Source organism: Massilia sp. CF038, assembly GCF_900129765.1.
Taxonomy (GTDB): Bacteria; Pseudomonadota; Gammaproteobacteria; order Burkholderiales; family Burkholderiaceae_D; genus Telluria_A.
On sequence record NZ_FQWU01000003.1, the window covers coordinates 156,886 to 170,555 of the forward strand.

The window sequence follows — 13,670 nt, forward strand, 5'->3', positions numbered from 1 at the left end:
TCCATGCACATCATTATTTTCACGGCCAATCTGGATTTCAACGTGCGCTGGGGTGTCATCACCCTGGCCGAGCGTTTTCCGGATGCCCGCTTCACAATCGTTCAGCAGGTGGCGCACAAGCCGCTCAAGCGCCTGCTGCGCAACCAGGTGCGCAACCTGAGCCGCCACGGCTGGCGCTGGGTACCGTATCAGGGCGCCGAAATCGTCAGCCTGTTGCTGGGCCGTGGCCGTCAATCGCCCGTGGCCAGTCCGGACCGTCCGGGCCGCATGTACGGCTCGGCTGCGCTGGCCAGCCACCCGCGCATCGCCGTGCGCCAGTTCAGCGCCATCAACGGTCCCGAAGCCTGCGCCTTCGTGCAATCGCAGCAGGCGGACCTGGGCATTGCCCTGGGCGCGCCGATTCTGAAAAGCGCACTGTTCGAACTGCCCCGCCTGGGCACCATCAATCTGCACAAGGGTAAGCTGCCGGACTTTCGCGGCATGCCGCCGGCATTCTGGGAACTGCACGCAGGCGCGGCCAGCGTCGGCTGTACCGTGCACCGGGTGGCCGCTGGCCTGGATACCGGCGAGATTCTGCTCGCGCGCGAGGTCCCGGTCGACGCCTTTTCCACCGTGGCCGGCATGCAGATCAAACTGCACCGCGTCGGGGTGGAACTGGTGGCCGAAGCAGTGGCCGCGATTGTGGCCGGCACGGCGCAGTTCCGTGCCCAGCCTGCGGGCGGCAACACCAACACCCGGCCCACACTGGCGCTCGAAGCGCGCGTCAAGGCGCAGCTGGCCGCACGCGATCCTTCGCGTGGCAGTGCGCCCAAGCGCCTGGCCAAACATCTGATGTTCCGCAGTTATGCCCAGCTGCTGACCCCTGCCATCAATTACTGGCACGGCCTGACCGGCCAGCAGCGCGTTATCATTTTGCTGTACCACCGCGTCAGCGACCAGTTCCGCGACAACGTCACCATCGGCATCGAGCGCTTTGACCAGCACATGGCTTACCTGGCCGCCAACTGCCAGGTGGTGTCGCTGCGCCAGATCGTCGAAGGCGACATCGACCGCCATGCCAAAAAGCCGGTAATTGCGGTCTCGTTCGACGACGGCTATCTGGACAACTTCGAGCATGCGGCCCCGATACTGATCAAGCACCAGGTGCCGTGCACCTTCTTCATCAGCACCGAAAAAATCCGCGACAACAAGCCGTTTGACCACGACATGCGTGCGCTCGGCTTCGGCCTGGACAACATGAGCTGGGACCAGGTGCGCCAGATGCGCGACTGGGGCCTGCACTTTGGCAGCCACACGCGCAACCACGTCAACCTGGCCGAGATCGACGACGCCCTGGCGCACGAGGAACTGGCGGGCTCGCTGGCCGACATTCGCGCCGAACTGGGTCAGGAACAGGTCTACATCGCCTTCCCTTATGGACGCAAGAAGCACATCACGCCGGCGCGCATCGAGACCATGCGCGAACTCGGTTACGGGGCCTGCTTCTCCGCTTACGGCGGCTTGAATGACGCCAGCATGGACCGCTTTAACATTCGCAGGATCGGCGTCAACTGGGCCTTCGACCTGACCACGCTGCAGGCGCGCCTGCGCGGATGGGACAAGACCCAATGAGCGAACGTCCCCTGATTGTCCACCTGACCTATGTGCTTGACTTTGGCGGCCTCGAGACCCTCATCGTCGAAGCCATCAACAAGATGCCGGTCGACCAGTACCGCCACGCGATCATATGCCTGACCAAGTTCACCGACTTCCGCCACCGCATCACGCGCCCCGGTGTCGAAGTGATCGCGCTGGACAAGCAGCCCGGCCTGGGTCTGGGCACCCACGCCACCCTGTGGCGCCTGCTGCGCCGCCTGCGCCCGACCATTCTGCACACCTACAATCTGGCCTGCGCCGAATATGCGTTCACGGCCACCCTGGCCGGCGTGCCGGTGCGGGTGCACGCCGAACATGGCCGCGACGCGGCCGACCCGCAGGGCAAGAACCGCAAGCACCAGTTGCTGCGGCGCCTGCTGGCGCCCTTCATCGATTGCTATGTGGCCGTCTCGGACGACTTGCAGCAATGGCTGCTGCGCGAAGTCGGCATCGCACGCGACAAGGTCCTGCTGATCGACAATGGCGTCGATACCGCCCGCTTTGCACCCGCACCCGCGCCTGCCGCACCGTCGCTGTTCGGCTTTGCCGACGACAGCTTCGTCATTGGCACCGTGGGCCGGGTCCAGGACGTGAAGAACCACGCCTGCCTGATCGACGCCTTCATCGCCCTGCGCGCCCTGCTGCCCCACCAGCGCGATCGCATGAAGCTGGTCATCGTTGGCACCGGCCCTCTGCTTGGCGCGCTGGAACGGCAAGTCGCCGCGGCCGGACTGGGCGACGCGGTGCTGCTCACGGGCGCGCGCAATGACATTGCCCAGATCATGCAGTCGTTCTCGCTGTTTGCCATGTCCTCGATTGCCGAAGGCACGCCGGTCACCCTGCTTGAAGCCATGGCCAGCGGCTTGCCAGTGGTATCGACCCGTGTCGGTGGCATTCCCGACCTGGTACGCGAAAACCACACCGGCGCCCTGGTCCCATCCGGCGACCCGCAGGCCATGGCCAGCGCCCTGGCAGCCTACGTCGAAGACCCGGCGCTGGCGCGCCACCACGGCGCCGCCGCGCGCGCGCTGGTGGTCGGCAAATACAGTATCGACGCCATGCTGGCGGCCTACACGGCCCTGTATGCGCGCCTGTGCAAAAGTAAAACCCATTCAAAAGAAAACATCACACCATGTGCGGAATAGTCGGATTGTTTGATATGCGCGGTGGACGAGAGATCGACCGCGCCCTGCTGAACCGGATGAACGAGGCCCAGTTCCACCGCGGCCCGGTCGAAGGTGGCTTGCACCTTGAGCCCGGAGTTGGCTTTGGCCACCGGCGCCTGTCGATCATCGACCTGGCGTCCGGCCAGCAGCCGCTGTTCAACGAAGATCACAGCGTGGTGGTGGTATTCAACGGCGAGATCTACAACTTCCAGGCGCTGATGGCCGAGCTGCAGGGACTGGGCCACACCTTCCGCACCCATTGCGACACGGAGGTCATCGTGCACGCCTGGGAGCAGTGGGGCGAAGCCTGCGTGCCGCGCCTGCGCGGCATGTTCGCCTTCACCATCTGGGACCGCAACGCGCAAGTGCTGTTCATGGCGCGCGACCGCCTTGGCATCAAACCGATGCACTATGCCTTCCTGCCGGACGGCATGCTGGCCTTCGGTTCCGAACTCAAGACACTGCTATGCCTGCCCAACCTGTCGCGCGAAATTGATCCGCGCGCCGTGGAAGACTATTTCGCCTACGGCTATGTGCCCGAGCCGCGCACCATCTTCACCAGTGCGCTCAAGCTCGAACCTGGCCACACCCTGACGCTCAAGGTGGGCCAGAGCGCACCGGCGCCAAAAAAATATTGGGACGTGCCATTCACACCGCACGCCCCCATGCGCGACGAAGAGATGGAAGCCGAACTGGTAACGCGCCTGCGCGAAGCGGTATCGAGCCACCTGATTGCTGATGTACCGCTGGGCGCCTTTCTGTCGGGCGGAGTCGATTCCAGCGCGGTGGTGGCCATGATGGCCGGCCTGTCCAAGGAACCGGTCAACACCTGCTCGATCGCCTTCAATGATCCACGCTTTGACGAATCCGAATACGCCAGCCAGGTGGCGGCCCAGTACAAGACCGACCACCACCGCGAGACCGTGGAGTCCGACGACTACGGCCTGGTCGACACCCTGGCCAGCCTGTACGACGAACCCTATGCCGACAGTTCGGCCATTCCCACCTATCGCGTATGCGAACTGGCACGCAAGCGCGTGACGGTGGCGCTGTCGGGCGACGGCGGCGACGAAAACTTTGCCGGCTACCGGCGTCACCGCTTCGCCATGGGCGAAGAAAAAGTGCGTTCGATGCTGCCGCTGACAGTGCGCAAACCGCTGTTTGGCTTCCTGGGCAAAACCTACCCCAAGGCCGACTGGGCGCCGCGCATGTTCCGCGCCAAGACCACCTTTGAAGCACTGGCGCGCGATCTGGTCGAAGGCTACTTCCACGGCGTGTCGGTGCAGTCGGACCGCGTGCGTGACCAGCTGTTTTCGGGCAGCTTCCGCCAGCGCCTGCAAGGCTACCGTGCCATTGAAGTGATGCGTGCGCACGCGGCCAATGCGCCGACCGACGATCCGCTCTCGGTCATCCAGTACATCGACATGAAAACCTATCTGCCGGGCGACATTCTGACCAAGGTCGACCGCGCCAGCATGGCGCACGCGCTGGAAGTACGCGTGCCGCTGCTGGACCATCAATTCGTGGAATGGGTGTCCGGGCTGCCATCGTCATCCAAGCTGCGCAACGGCGAAGGCAAGCATATCTTCAAGAAGGCGCTCAAGCCCTTCCTGTCCGACGATATCCTGTACCGCAAAAAAATGGGCTTCACCATTCCGCTTGGCGACTGGCTGCGCGGACCCTTGCACGAATCGATGCGCAAGGCAGTTCTTAACCCGGTGCTTCTGGAGACCGGTATTTTCAATGAAAGCTATCTGAAGCAAATGATCGAACAACACCAAGCCGGCACCCAGGACCACGCCGTCACACTATGGTCGGTATTGATGTTCGAAGCATTCCTGCGCAAGAACGGCGCCTCGGCGGGAGCACACTGATGCGCATTCTGCACGTACTCGATCATTCGATCCCGCTGCACAGCGGCTACACCTTCCGCACCCGATCGATTCTGCGCGAGCAGCAGGCGCTGGGCTGGGAAACCTTCCACGTGACTGGCTCCAAGCAAGGCCCGACCGACGCACTGGAAGAAGACGTCGACGGGCTGCATTTCTACCGCACGCCAAAAGGCACGGGCGCGCTGTCCAAGCTGCCTGTGCTGAACCAGAAGGAAGTCATTGACGGCCTGACGCGCCGTCTTGAGCAGATCATCCCGCAAATCAAGCCCGATGTGCTGCACGCCCATTCGCCCAGCCTGAACGCGGTTGCCGCTTTGCGCGCCGGTAAAAAATTCGGCATCCCCGTGGTGTACGAAGTGCGCGCCTTCTGGGAAGACGCCGCTGTCGACCATGGCACCGCCAAGGAAAACGGCCTGCGCTACCGCCTGACACGCGCGCTGGAAACCTACGCCCTGAAAAACGCCAGCGCCGTGACCACCATCTGCGAAGGCCTGCGCAAAGACATCGTCGCGCGCGGCATTGCAGCCGACAAGGTCACGGTGATTCCGAACGCGGTTGACATCGACAAGTTCGCCGTGGGCGGCCTGGCCGACCTGGAACTGAAACGTTCACTGGGCCTGCAGGACATGCGCCTGATCGGCTTTATCGGCTCGTTCTATGCCTACGAAGGACTGGACGTCCTGCTGCGCGCGGTACCGGCCATGGTCGCGAAACAGCCCGATCTGCGCGTGCTGCTGGTCGGCGGCGGCCCCCAGGATGCGCAGCTGCGCCAGCTGGCCAAGGATCTGAAGATCGAAGACAAGGTGGTATTTACCGGCCGCGTGCCGCACGATCAGGTGGCGCGTTACTACGACCTGCTCGACGTCCTGGTCTACCCGCGCCTGTCGATGCGCCTGACTGACCTGGTCACGCCGCTCAAACCGCTCGAAGCGATGGCCCAGGGCCGCGTGCTGGCCGCCTCCGACGTGGGCGGGCACCTGGAACTGATCGAACATGGTAAAACCGGGGTGCTGTTCAAGTCGGACGATCCGCAATCGCTGGCCGAAAACGTGGGCGAGCTGCTCGCCGGCCAGCAGCAATGGCCAGCGCTGCGCGCGGCCGGGCGCCATTTTGTTGAAACGGAGCGCAACTGGCCAGTCAGCGTAGCCCGCTACAAGGCGATCTACGGCCGCCTGACGGGGCAGCAGACTGCATGAAGATTTTGACGTTCAGCACGCTGTTCCCGAACGCGGAAAAGCCCGGCCACGGCATTTTTGTCGAGACGCGCCTGCGCCACCTGGTCGCCAGCGGCCAGGTCGAAGCACGCGTGGTGGCACCCGTGCCCTGGTTCCCGTTCAAGCATCCGCGCTTTGGCAGCTACAGCGCGCACGCGCGTGCGCCGGCAGCCGAAATGCGCTCCGGCGTGCCGGTGCTGCACCCGCGTTACCCCGTGCTGCCGAAAATCGGCATGAACATGGCCCCGAAGCTGCTGGCCAATGCCGTGCGCCCGGTCATCGCGCGCATGATCGCCGAAGGCTTCGATTTCGACCTGATCGACGCCCATTACTTTTACCCTGATGGCGTGGCCGCAGCGCTGCTGGGCCAGTATTTCAACAAGCCGGTGGTGATCACGGCGCGCGGCTCCGACATCACCCTGATTCCCTCGTTTCCGAAGCCGCGTGCCCAGATCGACTGGGCCGCGCGCCAGGCTGCCGGCGTGATTACGGTGTGCGATGCGCTGCGCGATGAAGTGCTGCGCATGGGCGTCGATGGCGCCAAGGTTGTCTCGCTGCGTAACGGCGTCGACCTGCAGCTGTTCCAGCCGGTCGAGCGCGATGCAGTGCGCGCGCGCCTGGGTTTGAACGGCTTTACTTTGCTCGCGGTGGGCCACCTTGTGCCCGTCAAGGCGCAGGCGCTGGCCATTGGCGCCCTGGCCCAGCTGCCCGATGTGCAGCTGCTGCTGGCCGGGAATGGGCCTGACCGCGCCATGCTGGAACAACTGGCGCACAGCGAAGGCGTGGCCGGGCGCGTGCGCTTCCTGGGCGCGCTGCCGCAAAACCAGCTGCGCGACTATTATGGCGCCGCCGACGCCTTGGTGCTGCCGTCCGAGCGCGAAGGCTGGGCCAATGTGCTGCTCGAATCGATGGCATGCGGCACCCCCGTCATCGCCAGCCGCGTCTGGGGCACGCCCGAAGTGGTGGCGGCACCCGAGGCGGGTCTGCTCATGAGCGAACGCAGTGCGCGCGGCGTGGCCGACGCTGTCAATGCGCTACGCAGCGCCTACCCCGACCGCGCTGCCACGCGCCGCTATGCCGAGCGTTTCAGCTGGGACGCGACGACCGCTGGCCAGCTGGCCCTGTTCCGGCGCATACTGGCGAAAGAGGGAGTGCCAGAGCATGCCTGATGCCTTGAACGGTCTGCAGCAAAGCCTGATCCGCGGTGCCGGCAATTTGTTCGCCCGCAGCGGCAAGGGCAACGAGCGCCTGTGCGTGGTGAATTACCACCGCATCCTGGAGCACAAGGACCCGCTGCTCGAATCCGAGCCCGATGTGGCCACCTTCCGCTGGCAGATGGCCACACTGGCCAAGTGCTTCAACGTGCTGCCACTGCACGAGGCAATCGCCCTGCTGGGGACCGGACGCATGCCGCCACGCGCGGTCTGCATCACCTTCGACGACGGCTACCGCTCGGTGCACGATCTGGCGCTGCCGATTCTGAAGGAATACAAACTGCCAGCCACCGTGTTCGTCACCACCGGCTACATTGGTGGCGGCAGCATGTGGAACGACCGCATCATCGAAGCGGTGCAGAACCTGCCGGCCGGTCAGCTTGACCTGTCCGAACTGGGACTGGGCGCGTATTCGCTGGCCAGCCTGGGCGACCGCAAGCAAACTGTCGGCAAACTGACCGAAGCGTCCAAGTACCTGCCGCCCAAGGCGCGCCTGGAGCTGATCAAGCGGCTCGATGCGCTGGTGGGCGAAGACATCGACAACGGCTTGATGCTCACCCCGCAAATGGTCATCAACCTGGACCGCGCCGGCATCGAGATTGGCGCGCACACGATTTCGCATCCGATTCTCACCAGTCTGGACGACGACAGCTCGCGCGTGGAAATCGCAGGCGGTAAAAAGGACCTGGAAGCCATCATTGGCAAACCCGTGCGCCTGTTTGCTTACCCAAATGGTAAAGTTGGCAAGGATTTCGACCAGCGCCACACGCGCATGGCCGAAGAAGCAGGATTTACGGCCGCTTTCACCACCAGTGTGGGCGCCGTCACCAGCACCCACGACCGCTTCCAGCTGCCACGCAGCCGGCCGTGGGACAAGACGCCTTTCCTGTTCGCCCTGCGCCTGCTGCGCTGGCTGGCATGGGACGAGCGCTACGACCATGCGCATGACCAGTACCACACGCACGACCATACATCGACCCGTCCGGCGCTTGCGCCGCAAGACGGGCATGCGGGTAGAGAGCCCCACGGAAAACAACCAGTCATGAATAACAGAGTACTACTCACCGCATTTCACTTTCCGCCGCAGGCGGCCAGCAGTGGCATCCAGCGCACGCTGAGTTTTTCGCGCCATCTGGGCACCAATGGCTGGGAGCCGATGGTGCTGTCGGCCAGTCCGCGTGCCTACAGCGTGCAAAATCCATCGCAGCTGGCCAGCGTGCCGCAGCAGCTGGTGGTCCGGCGCGCCTTTGCGCTCGACACCAAGCGCCATATCGGCATCAAGGGCCGCTATCCCGAAGCACTGGCCCTGCCCGACCGCTGGATTTCGTGGTGGTTTGCGGCCGTGCCGACCGGCCTGTCGCTGATTCGCAAATACAAGCCGCAAGTGTTGTGGTCCACCTTCCCGATCGCGACCTCGCACCTGATCGCGCTTGCCCTGCACCGCATGACCGGTCTGCCCTGGGTGGCCGACTTCCGCGATCCCATGCTGCAAAGTTCGTATCCGGTGTCGCGCCCGCAGCGCAAGATCTACGCCTGGATCGAACGCGAAACCATCATGCGCTGCTCGGCGGCCGTGTTCACCACCCATAGCGCACGCGACTCCTACCGCGAGCGCTTTCCGATGCTGGCACCCGAGAAATTCCACGTGATCGAAAACGGCTACGACGAAGACGGTTTCGGCGACCAGGAACCGGTACCGACCAAACCGGGCACGCGCATCACGCTCATTCACAGCGGCGTGCTGTATCAGACCGGGCGCGACCCGTCCCCCTTCCTGCAAGCCATTGCTGCGCTCAAGGCCGGCGGCAAGGTCAGCGCCGACACGCTGCGCGTGGTCCTGCGCGCGCCAGGCGAGATCGACGAAGTCCAGGGCATGGTCGACAAATGCGGCGTGACCGACATTGTGGCTGTCGAGCCACCGGTGCCTTACCGCGCCGCCCTGTCCGAAATGCTGGCTGCCGACGCGCTGGTGGTGTTCCAGGGTACACCGTTCAACACCCAGATTCCTGCCAAGATCTACGAATACTTCCGTGCCCGTAAACCCATCCTCGGCCTGGTCGACACCAGCGGTGAAACCTGCCGCGTACTGCGCGCCGCCGGCTTTGACAGCGTGGCATCGATGGACAGCTGCGAGGCCATTCTGCCGGTGCTGGAACGCTTTCTGGACGAGGTGCGCAGCGAACGCGCCTACGTCGCCACCGAAGAACTGATCGCATCCTCGTCGCGCACCCACCGGGCAAGCCAGCTGGCGGCAGTGCTCAACCAGGCGGTCGGCAATGGCGTCTGAAGCAGACGTCGTCAGCGGGATCAAGTGGACGTCGGTATCAACCTTTGGCCGCCGCATCCTGTCGCTGCTGGTCAATATCATTCTGGCGCGCCTGCTGCTGCCGGAAGACTTTGGCCTGGTCGCCATGGCCGCCGTGGTGCTGGGCTTCATCGATATTTTCAAGGACCTGGGCACGGGCGCGGCGCTGATTCAGCGCAAGGAAGTCAGCGACGATCTGTTCTCCAGCATCTTCTGGTTTAACGTCGGCTTCGGCGTGCTCGCCACTGGGGTGACCATCGCCTGCGCGCCGCTGGTAGCGGCCTTCTACAAAGAGCCGCGCGTCACGCCGGTGCTGATGGCCATGTCGGTATCGTTCCTGCTGTCGGCCCTGACCATCGTGCACAATGGCCTGATGCAGCGCCAGATGCGCTTCATCACCCTGGCCAAGATCGAAGTGGCGGCAGCGGCTGTGTCGTACACGGTCGGCATTGGCGGCGCCCTGCTTGGCCATGGCGTATGGAGCCTGGTGTACCAGGTGGTGGCCAACAGCGCCGTGTTCCTGGTGCTGATCTGGTTCGTCAGCAGCTGGCGTCCACGCTTCATGTTCCACTGGGGCGAAGTGCGCTCGGTGATGAGCTACAGCCTGAATCTGGCAGTCTTCAACGTCTTCTTTTACTTCGCGCAAAACGTCGACAACTTCCTGATCGGGCGCTACCTGGGCAGTGAAGCGCTGGGCTACTACGACCTTGCCTACAAGCTGATGACCTTCCCGATGCAAGCCATTTCGGCCGTCTTCGGCAAAGTCATGCTGCCGTTTTACGCACGCGCACAGGACGATCTGCCACGCTTCCGCCAAGCCTTCCTGCGCTCGGCCGAGGCGATTGCCTTTATCACTTTCCCGCTCATGCTGGGATTGCTGGCCACGCGCGAGCCGTTCGTGATGACTGTGTTCGGTCCCAAATGGACGCCCGTGATCACCCTGCTGGCCCTGTTTGCACCAGTCGCCGCGATCCGCTCCATCACCACCACCACCGGATCGATCTTCATGGCGATGGGCCGCGCCGATCTGCAGCTGCGCTGGGGCGTGTTCACCAATCTGTTCGTGATCGCCGGTCTGGTCATCGGCCTGCAGTGGGGGATCATTGGCGTGGCAGCAGGCTTCACCATTGCCACCCTGCTGCTCAGCTACCATTATTTTGCCGTGCCGCTGCGGCTAATTGACATGCGGGTTGGCGCTGTCGTCGACGCTCTGCGCCCGACCACGATCTGCAGTCTGCTGATGTTCATCGTGATTTTTGGCGCCGATATGGCACTCAGGGGCCGCTTTGCACCAGGCGTGCTGCTGGTGGCTTACATCGCACTGGGCGCGGTGGCCTACACCGGCTTTACCTGGCTGTTCAACCGCAAGCTGCTGCTGGAATTCCTGCACACGGCAGGCATTCGCAAACAGGCAGCGTAAGCGTCAGACCAGTACTTCAGCTGCCTGCGGATGGCTGAGGAAGCTGGCGGGGCTGGCCGACAGGCCATAAGCGCCCGACTGGAACACCACCACCAGGTCGCCCACCTGGGCGTGGCCCAGGTCCATCTTGTCTGCCAGCAGATCAAGCGGTGTGCACAAGGGACCGACCACATAGGCCGGCGAATCGGGTTGTTGCGCAACGCGGTTGCCAATCACGACCGGATAGTTCTTGCGAATCACCTGGCCGAAGTTACCCGATGCTGCCAGGTGGTGATGCAGACCGCCATCCGTCACCAGGAACACCTGGCCGCGCGAGACCTTGCGGTCGATTACCCGGGCCACGTACACACCCGCTTCACCCACCAGATAGCGTCCCAGTTCAATGGCCAGCTGCGCCTGCGGCAGTGCGCTGGCGACCTGCTGCTGCAGCTGCGCCAAGTGGGCACCAATGGGGGCGATATCGAGCGCGGCTTCGCCAGGAAAGTACGGAATGCCAAAGCCGCCGCCGATATTCAGTGCGCGAATCGGCGCCGGTGCCTCGGCCGCCAGACGCAGTGCCAGTTCCACCGTCTGCGACTGGGCGTCGATGATGGCGTCGGCCTTCAGGCTTTGCGAGCCGCTGAAAATCTGAAAACCGCGAATCTCGATACCGGCGCCGTGCGCTAGCGCCAGCATGGCCGGCACCTGTTCGGCGTCGATGCCGAACTGTTTGGCACCGCCGCCCATCTTCATGCCCGATGAGCGCAATTCGAAGTCCGGATTGACCCGCAATACCGCCGCCGCGCCGACGCCGGATTGTTGCGACAGCGCGGCCAGTACGCGAATTTCGCGCTCCGATTCGATGTTAACGCACACCCCGGCAGCCAGTGCCTGCGACAGTTCGGCATCCGACTTGCAGGGACCGGCAAAGCTGATGCGGCCTGGTGCCATGCCGGTATCGAGCGCGACCTTCATTTCGCCGCCCGAGGCCACATCGAGGCCGTCAACCAGCGTGGCCATATGCTGCACCAGGGCCGGCATCGGGTTTGCCTTGATCGAAAAATGCAGCGCCACCTGCGGCGGCAGGTGGGCGCGCAAATGGGCCACCCGCTTGCTGAGCAGCGCGCGGTCATAGGCATAAAACGGCGTGCTGCCCACCCGCTGCGCCAGCCGCGTGAGCGGCATGCCGCCCACTTGCAGGCAGTCGTCAATGACAGGGAACTGGGTCTGCGGTGCGTGCACCGGCTTGGAACCGCTCATGGTGTGGGGGTACTTTCAAACAGCGTTGTATAGGAAAGGCGCAGCAGCTTGCGGTCGATCTTGCCGTTCGGGTTGCGCGGAAAGGTCCCGGCATGCAGCGCGATATGGGCCGGCACCATATAGGCAGGCAGGCGGCGCTGGCAGTGCTTGAGCAAGGCATCGGCATCGGTGCCGCTTGCCACTGCCAGCACGACGATGGCCTGCCCCAGCACGGGGTGCGGCACGCCAAACGCCACCACTTCACTGACCAGGCCTGTGGCGTGCACCACCTCTTCGATTTCGGTCGGGCTGATGCGGTAGCCAGAAACCTTGATCATTTCGTCGCTGCGGCCCACAAAATACAGGAAGCCTTCCGCATCCTGGCGCACAGTGTCGCCCGACCAGACGGCAATCTCCTGCAGCGGCAGCGCCGGGTCCTGGCCGGGCGCGGGTTTGAAGCGCTCGGCCGTTTTGGCGGGATCGTTCCAGTAACCCAGCGCGACCAGCGCGCCACGGTGCACCAGTTCACCCGGCTCGTTCGGATCGCAGCGGCTGCCATCCGCCCGCACCACCATGATTTCGGCATTGGGAATGGCGCGGCCCATCGAGTCCGGGCGGCGCGCCAGTTCCGACGGCGGCAGATAGGTCGAACGAAACGCTTCGGTCAGTCCGTACATGAGAAACAGGTCGGCATTGGGCAGCGCCGCGCGCAGGGCAGCAACGGTGGGCTGCGGCATGGCGCCGCCCGAATTGGTCAGATAGCGCAAGCTGCAGTTGGCAGGCCAGGCCAGCGGCGCCAGTTGCATCCACAAAGGGGGCACGGCGGCCAGGCCGGTAATGGCTTCTTCCTGCACCGCCTTGACGATATCGCGCGCAAACAGATGATTGATCAGGACCACGCTGGCGCCCGCATGGAAAGCGGTCGTCAGCTGGGACAGGCCGTAGTCAAAACTGAGCGGCAGCACGGCCAGGACCCGGTCGGCTGGTGTGAGCGCCAGATAGCTGGCCACGCTGACGGCGCCGGCCACCATGTTCCGGTGCGACAGCACCACGCCCTTGGGGTTGCCGGTGCTGCCCGATGTGTAGAGGATGGCGGCCATGTCGGTGTCGATCACCCGGTGCGGCTGTGCGCTACCCGCGCCTGCTTCCCACGGGCGGATCGTCAGGCCGGGCACCTGCGGGATGTCGGCCGGCGCGCCGGCCAGCAGCACGGTGCGCAGATCGGGGCAGCTGGCCAGCACTGGCAGCAACAGCCGCAGGCGCTCGACCGAGGTGACCAGGACACGCACGTTGCAGTCGGCCAGGATGTACGCCACCTGCTCGGCCTTGAGCAGGGGATTGACCGGCACAAAGACGGCACCGGCCAGGCTGGCGCCGAAGCAGGCAGCGACGGTTTCGATGCGCTTTTCCAGATACACGGCGACCCGTTCCGCGCGCCCGATGCCGGCGCCCAGCAGCGTCTGCGAAGCGTCCGCCACGGCCTGGGCCAGAGCGGCATAATCGAGCCGCGCGGCGCCGTAAGCGAGGGCCGGCGCGGCAGGCGTACGGCGCGCCGAACAGAAGATGAAGTCGTGAACCAGGTCGCTCATTAAAACCCTGTTTTTCG

9 protein-coding genes are annotated in these 13,670 nt (G+C 64.2%); 7 read left to right on the plus strand and 2 right to left on the minus strand.

Going from position 1 to position 13,670, the window contains the following annotated elements; genetic code table 11:
* Positions 1 to 3: 3 nt before the first annotated feature.
* The 7 genes from BUC24_RS19945 to BUC24_RS19980 are packed head-to-tail and all read left to right on the plus strand — an operon-like array spanning position 4 to position 10,846.
* Positions 4 to 1,611: a polysaccharide deacetylase family protein gene (locus BUC24_RS19945; RefSeq protein WP_073220804.1), complete on the plus strand. Its 1,608-nt coding sequence runs from the start codon at positions 4 to 6 to the stop codon at positions 1,609 to 1,611.
* Complete coding sequence (locus BUC24_RS19950) at positions 1,608 to 2,780, plus strand: TIGR03088 family PEP-CTERM/XrtA system glycosyltransferase (RefSeq protein ID WP_229448451.1); 1,173 nt, start codon at positions 1,608 to 1,610, stop codon at positions 2,778 to 2,780. The genes BUC24_RS19945 and BUC24_RS19950 overlap by 4 nt, the downstream gene beginning before the upstream one ends.
* Complete coding sequence (locus tag BUC24_RS19955; protein ID WP_073220809.1) at positions 2,768 to 4,675, plus strand: XrtA/PEP-CTERM system amidotransferase; 1,908 nt, start codon at positions 2,768 to 2,770, stop codon at positions 4,673 to 4,675. Before BUC24_RS19950 ends, BUC24_RS19955 begins: the two co-directional genes overlap by 13 nt.
* Positions 4,675 to 5,889 (plus strand): TIGR04063 family PEP-CTERM/XrtA system glycosyltransferase, encoded by a 1,215-nt coding sequence (locus tag BUC24_RS19960; RefSeq protein WP_178372586.1) that lies wholly within the window; start codon positions 4,675 to 4,677, stop codon positions 5,887 to 5,889. Before BUC24_RS19955 ends, BUC24_RS19960 begins: the two co-directional genes overlap by 1 nt.
* Positions 5,886 to 7,076, plus strand: a complete 1,191-nt coding sequence (locus tag BUC24_RS19965) for a glycosyltransferase family 4 protein (RefSeq protein WP_073220812.1) — start codon at positions 5,886 to 5,888, stop codon at positions 7,074 to 7,076. The genes BUC24_RS19960 and BUC24_RS19965 overlap by 4 nt, the downstream gene beginning before the upstream one ends.
* Positions 7,069 to 9,408: a polysaccharide deacetylase family protein gene (locus BUC24_RS27360; RefSeq protein ID WP_229448453.1), complete on the plus strand. Its 2,340-nt coding sequence runs from the start codon at positions 7,069 to 7,071 to the stop codon at positions 9,406 to 9,408. The genes BUC24_RS19965 and BUC24_RS27360 overlap by 8 nt, the downstream gene beginning before the upstream one ends.
* Positions 9,398 to 10,846, plus strand: coding sequence for an MOP flippase family protein (locus BUC24_RS19980; protein WP_073220815.1), 1,449 nt, complete (start codon positions 9,398 to 9,400; stop codon positions 10,844 to 10,846). The genes BUC24_RS27360 and BUC24_RS19980 overlap by 11 nt, the downstream gene beginning before the upstream one ends.
* 3 nt (positions 10,847 to 10,849) lie before the next feature.
* Here BUC24_RS19980 and BUC24_RS19985 read toward each other — a convergent pair whose 3' ends face one another.
* Both BUC24_RS19985 and BUC24_RS19990 read right to left on the minus strand, forming a co-directional pair.
* Positions 10,850 to 12,085 (minus strand): pyridoxal-dependent decarboxylase, exosortase A system-associated, encoded by a 1,236-nt coding sequence (locus BUC24_RS19985; RefSeq protein ID WP_073220818.1) that lies wholly within the window; start codon positions 12,083 to 12,085, stop codon positions 10,850 to 10,852.
* Positions 12,082 to 13,653, minus strand: a complete 1,572-nt coding sequence (locus BUC24_RS19990) for an acyl-CoA ligase (AMP-forming), exosortase A system-associated (protein WP_073220820.1) — start codon at positions 13,651 to 13,653, stop codon at positions 12,082 to 12,084. Before BUC24_RS19990 ends, BUC24_RS19985 begins: the two co-directional genes overlap by 4 nt.
* Positions 13,654 to 13,670 lie beyond the last annotated feature (17 nt).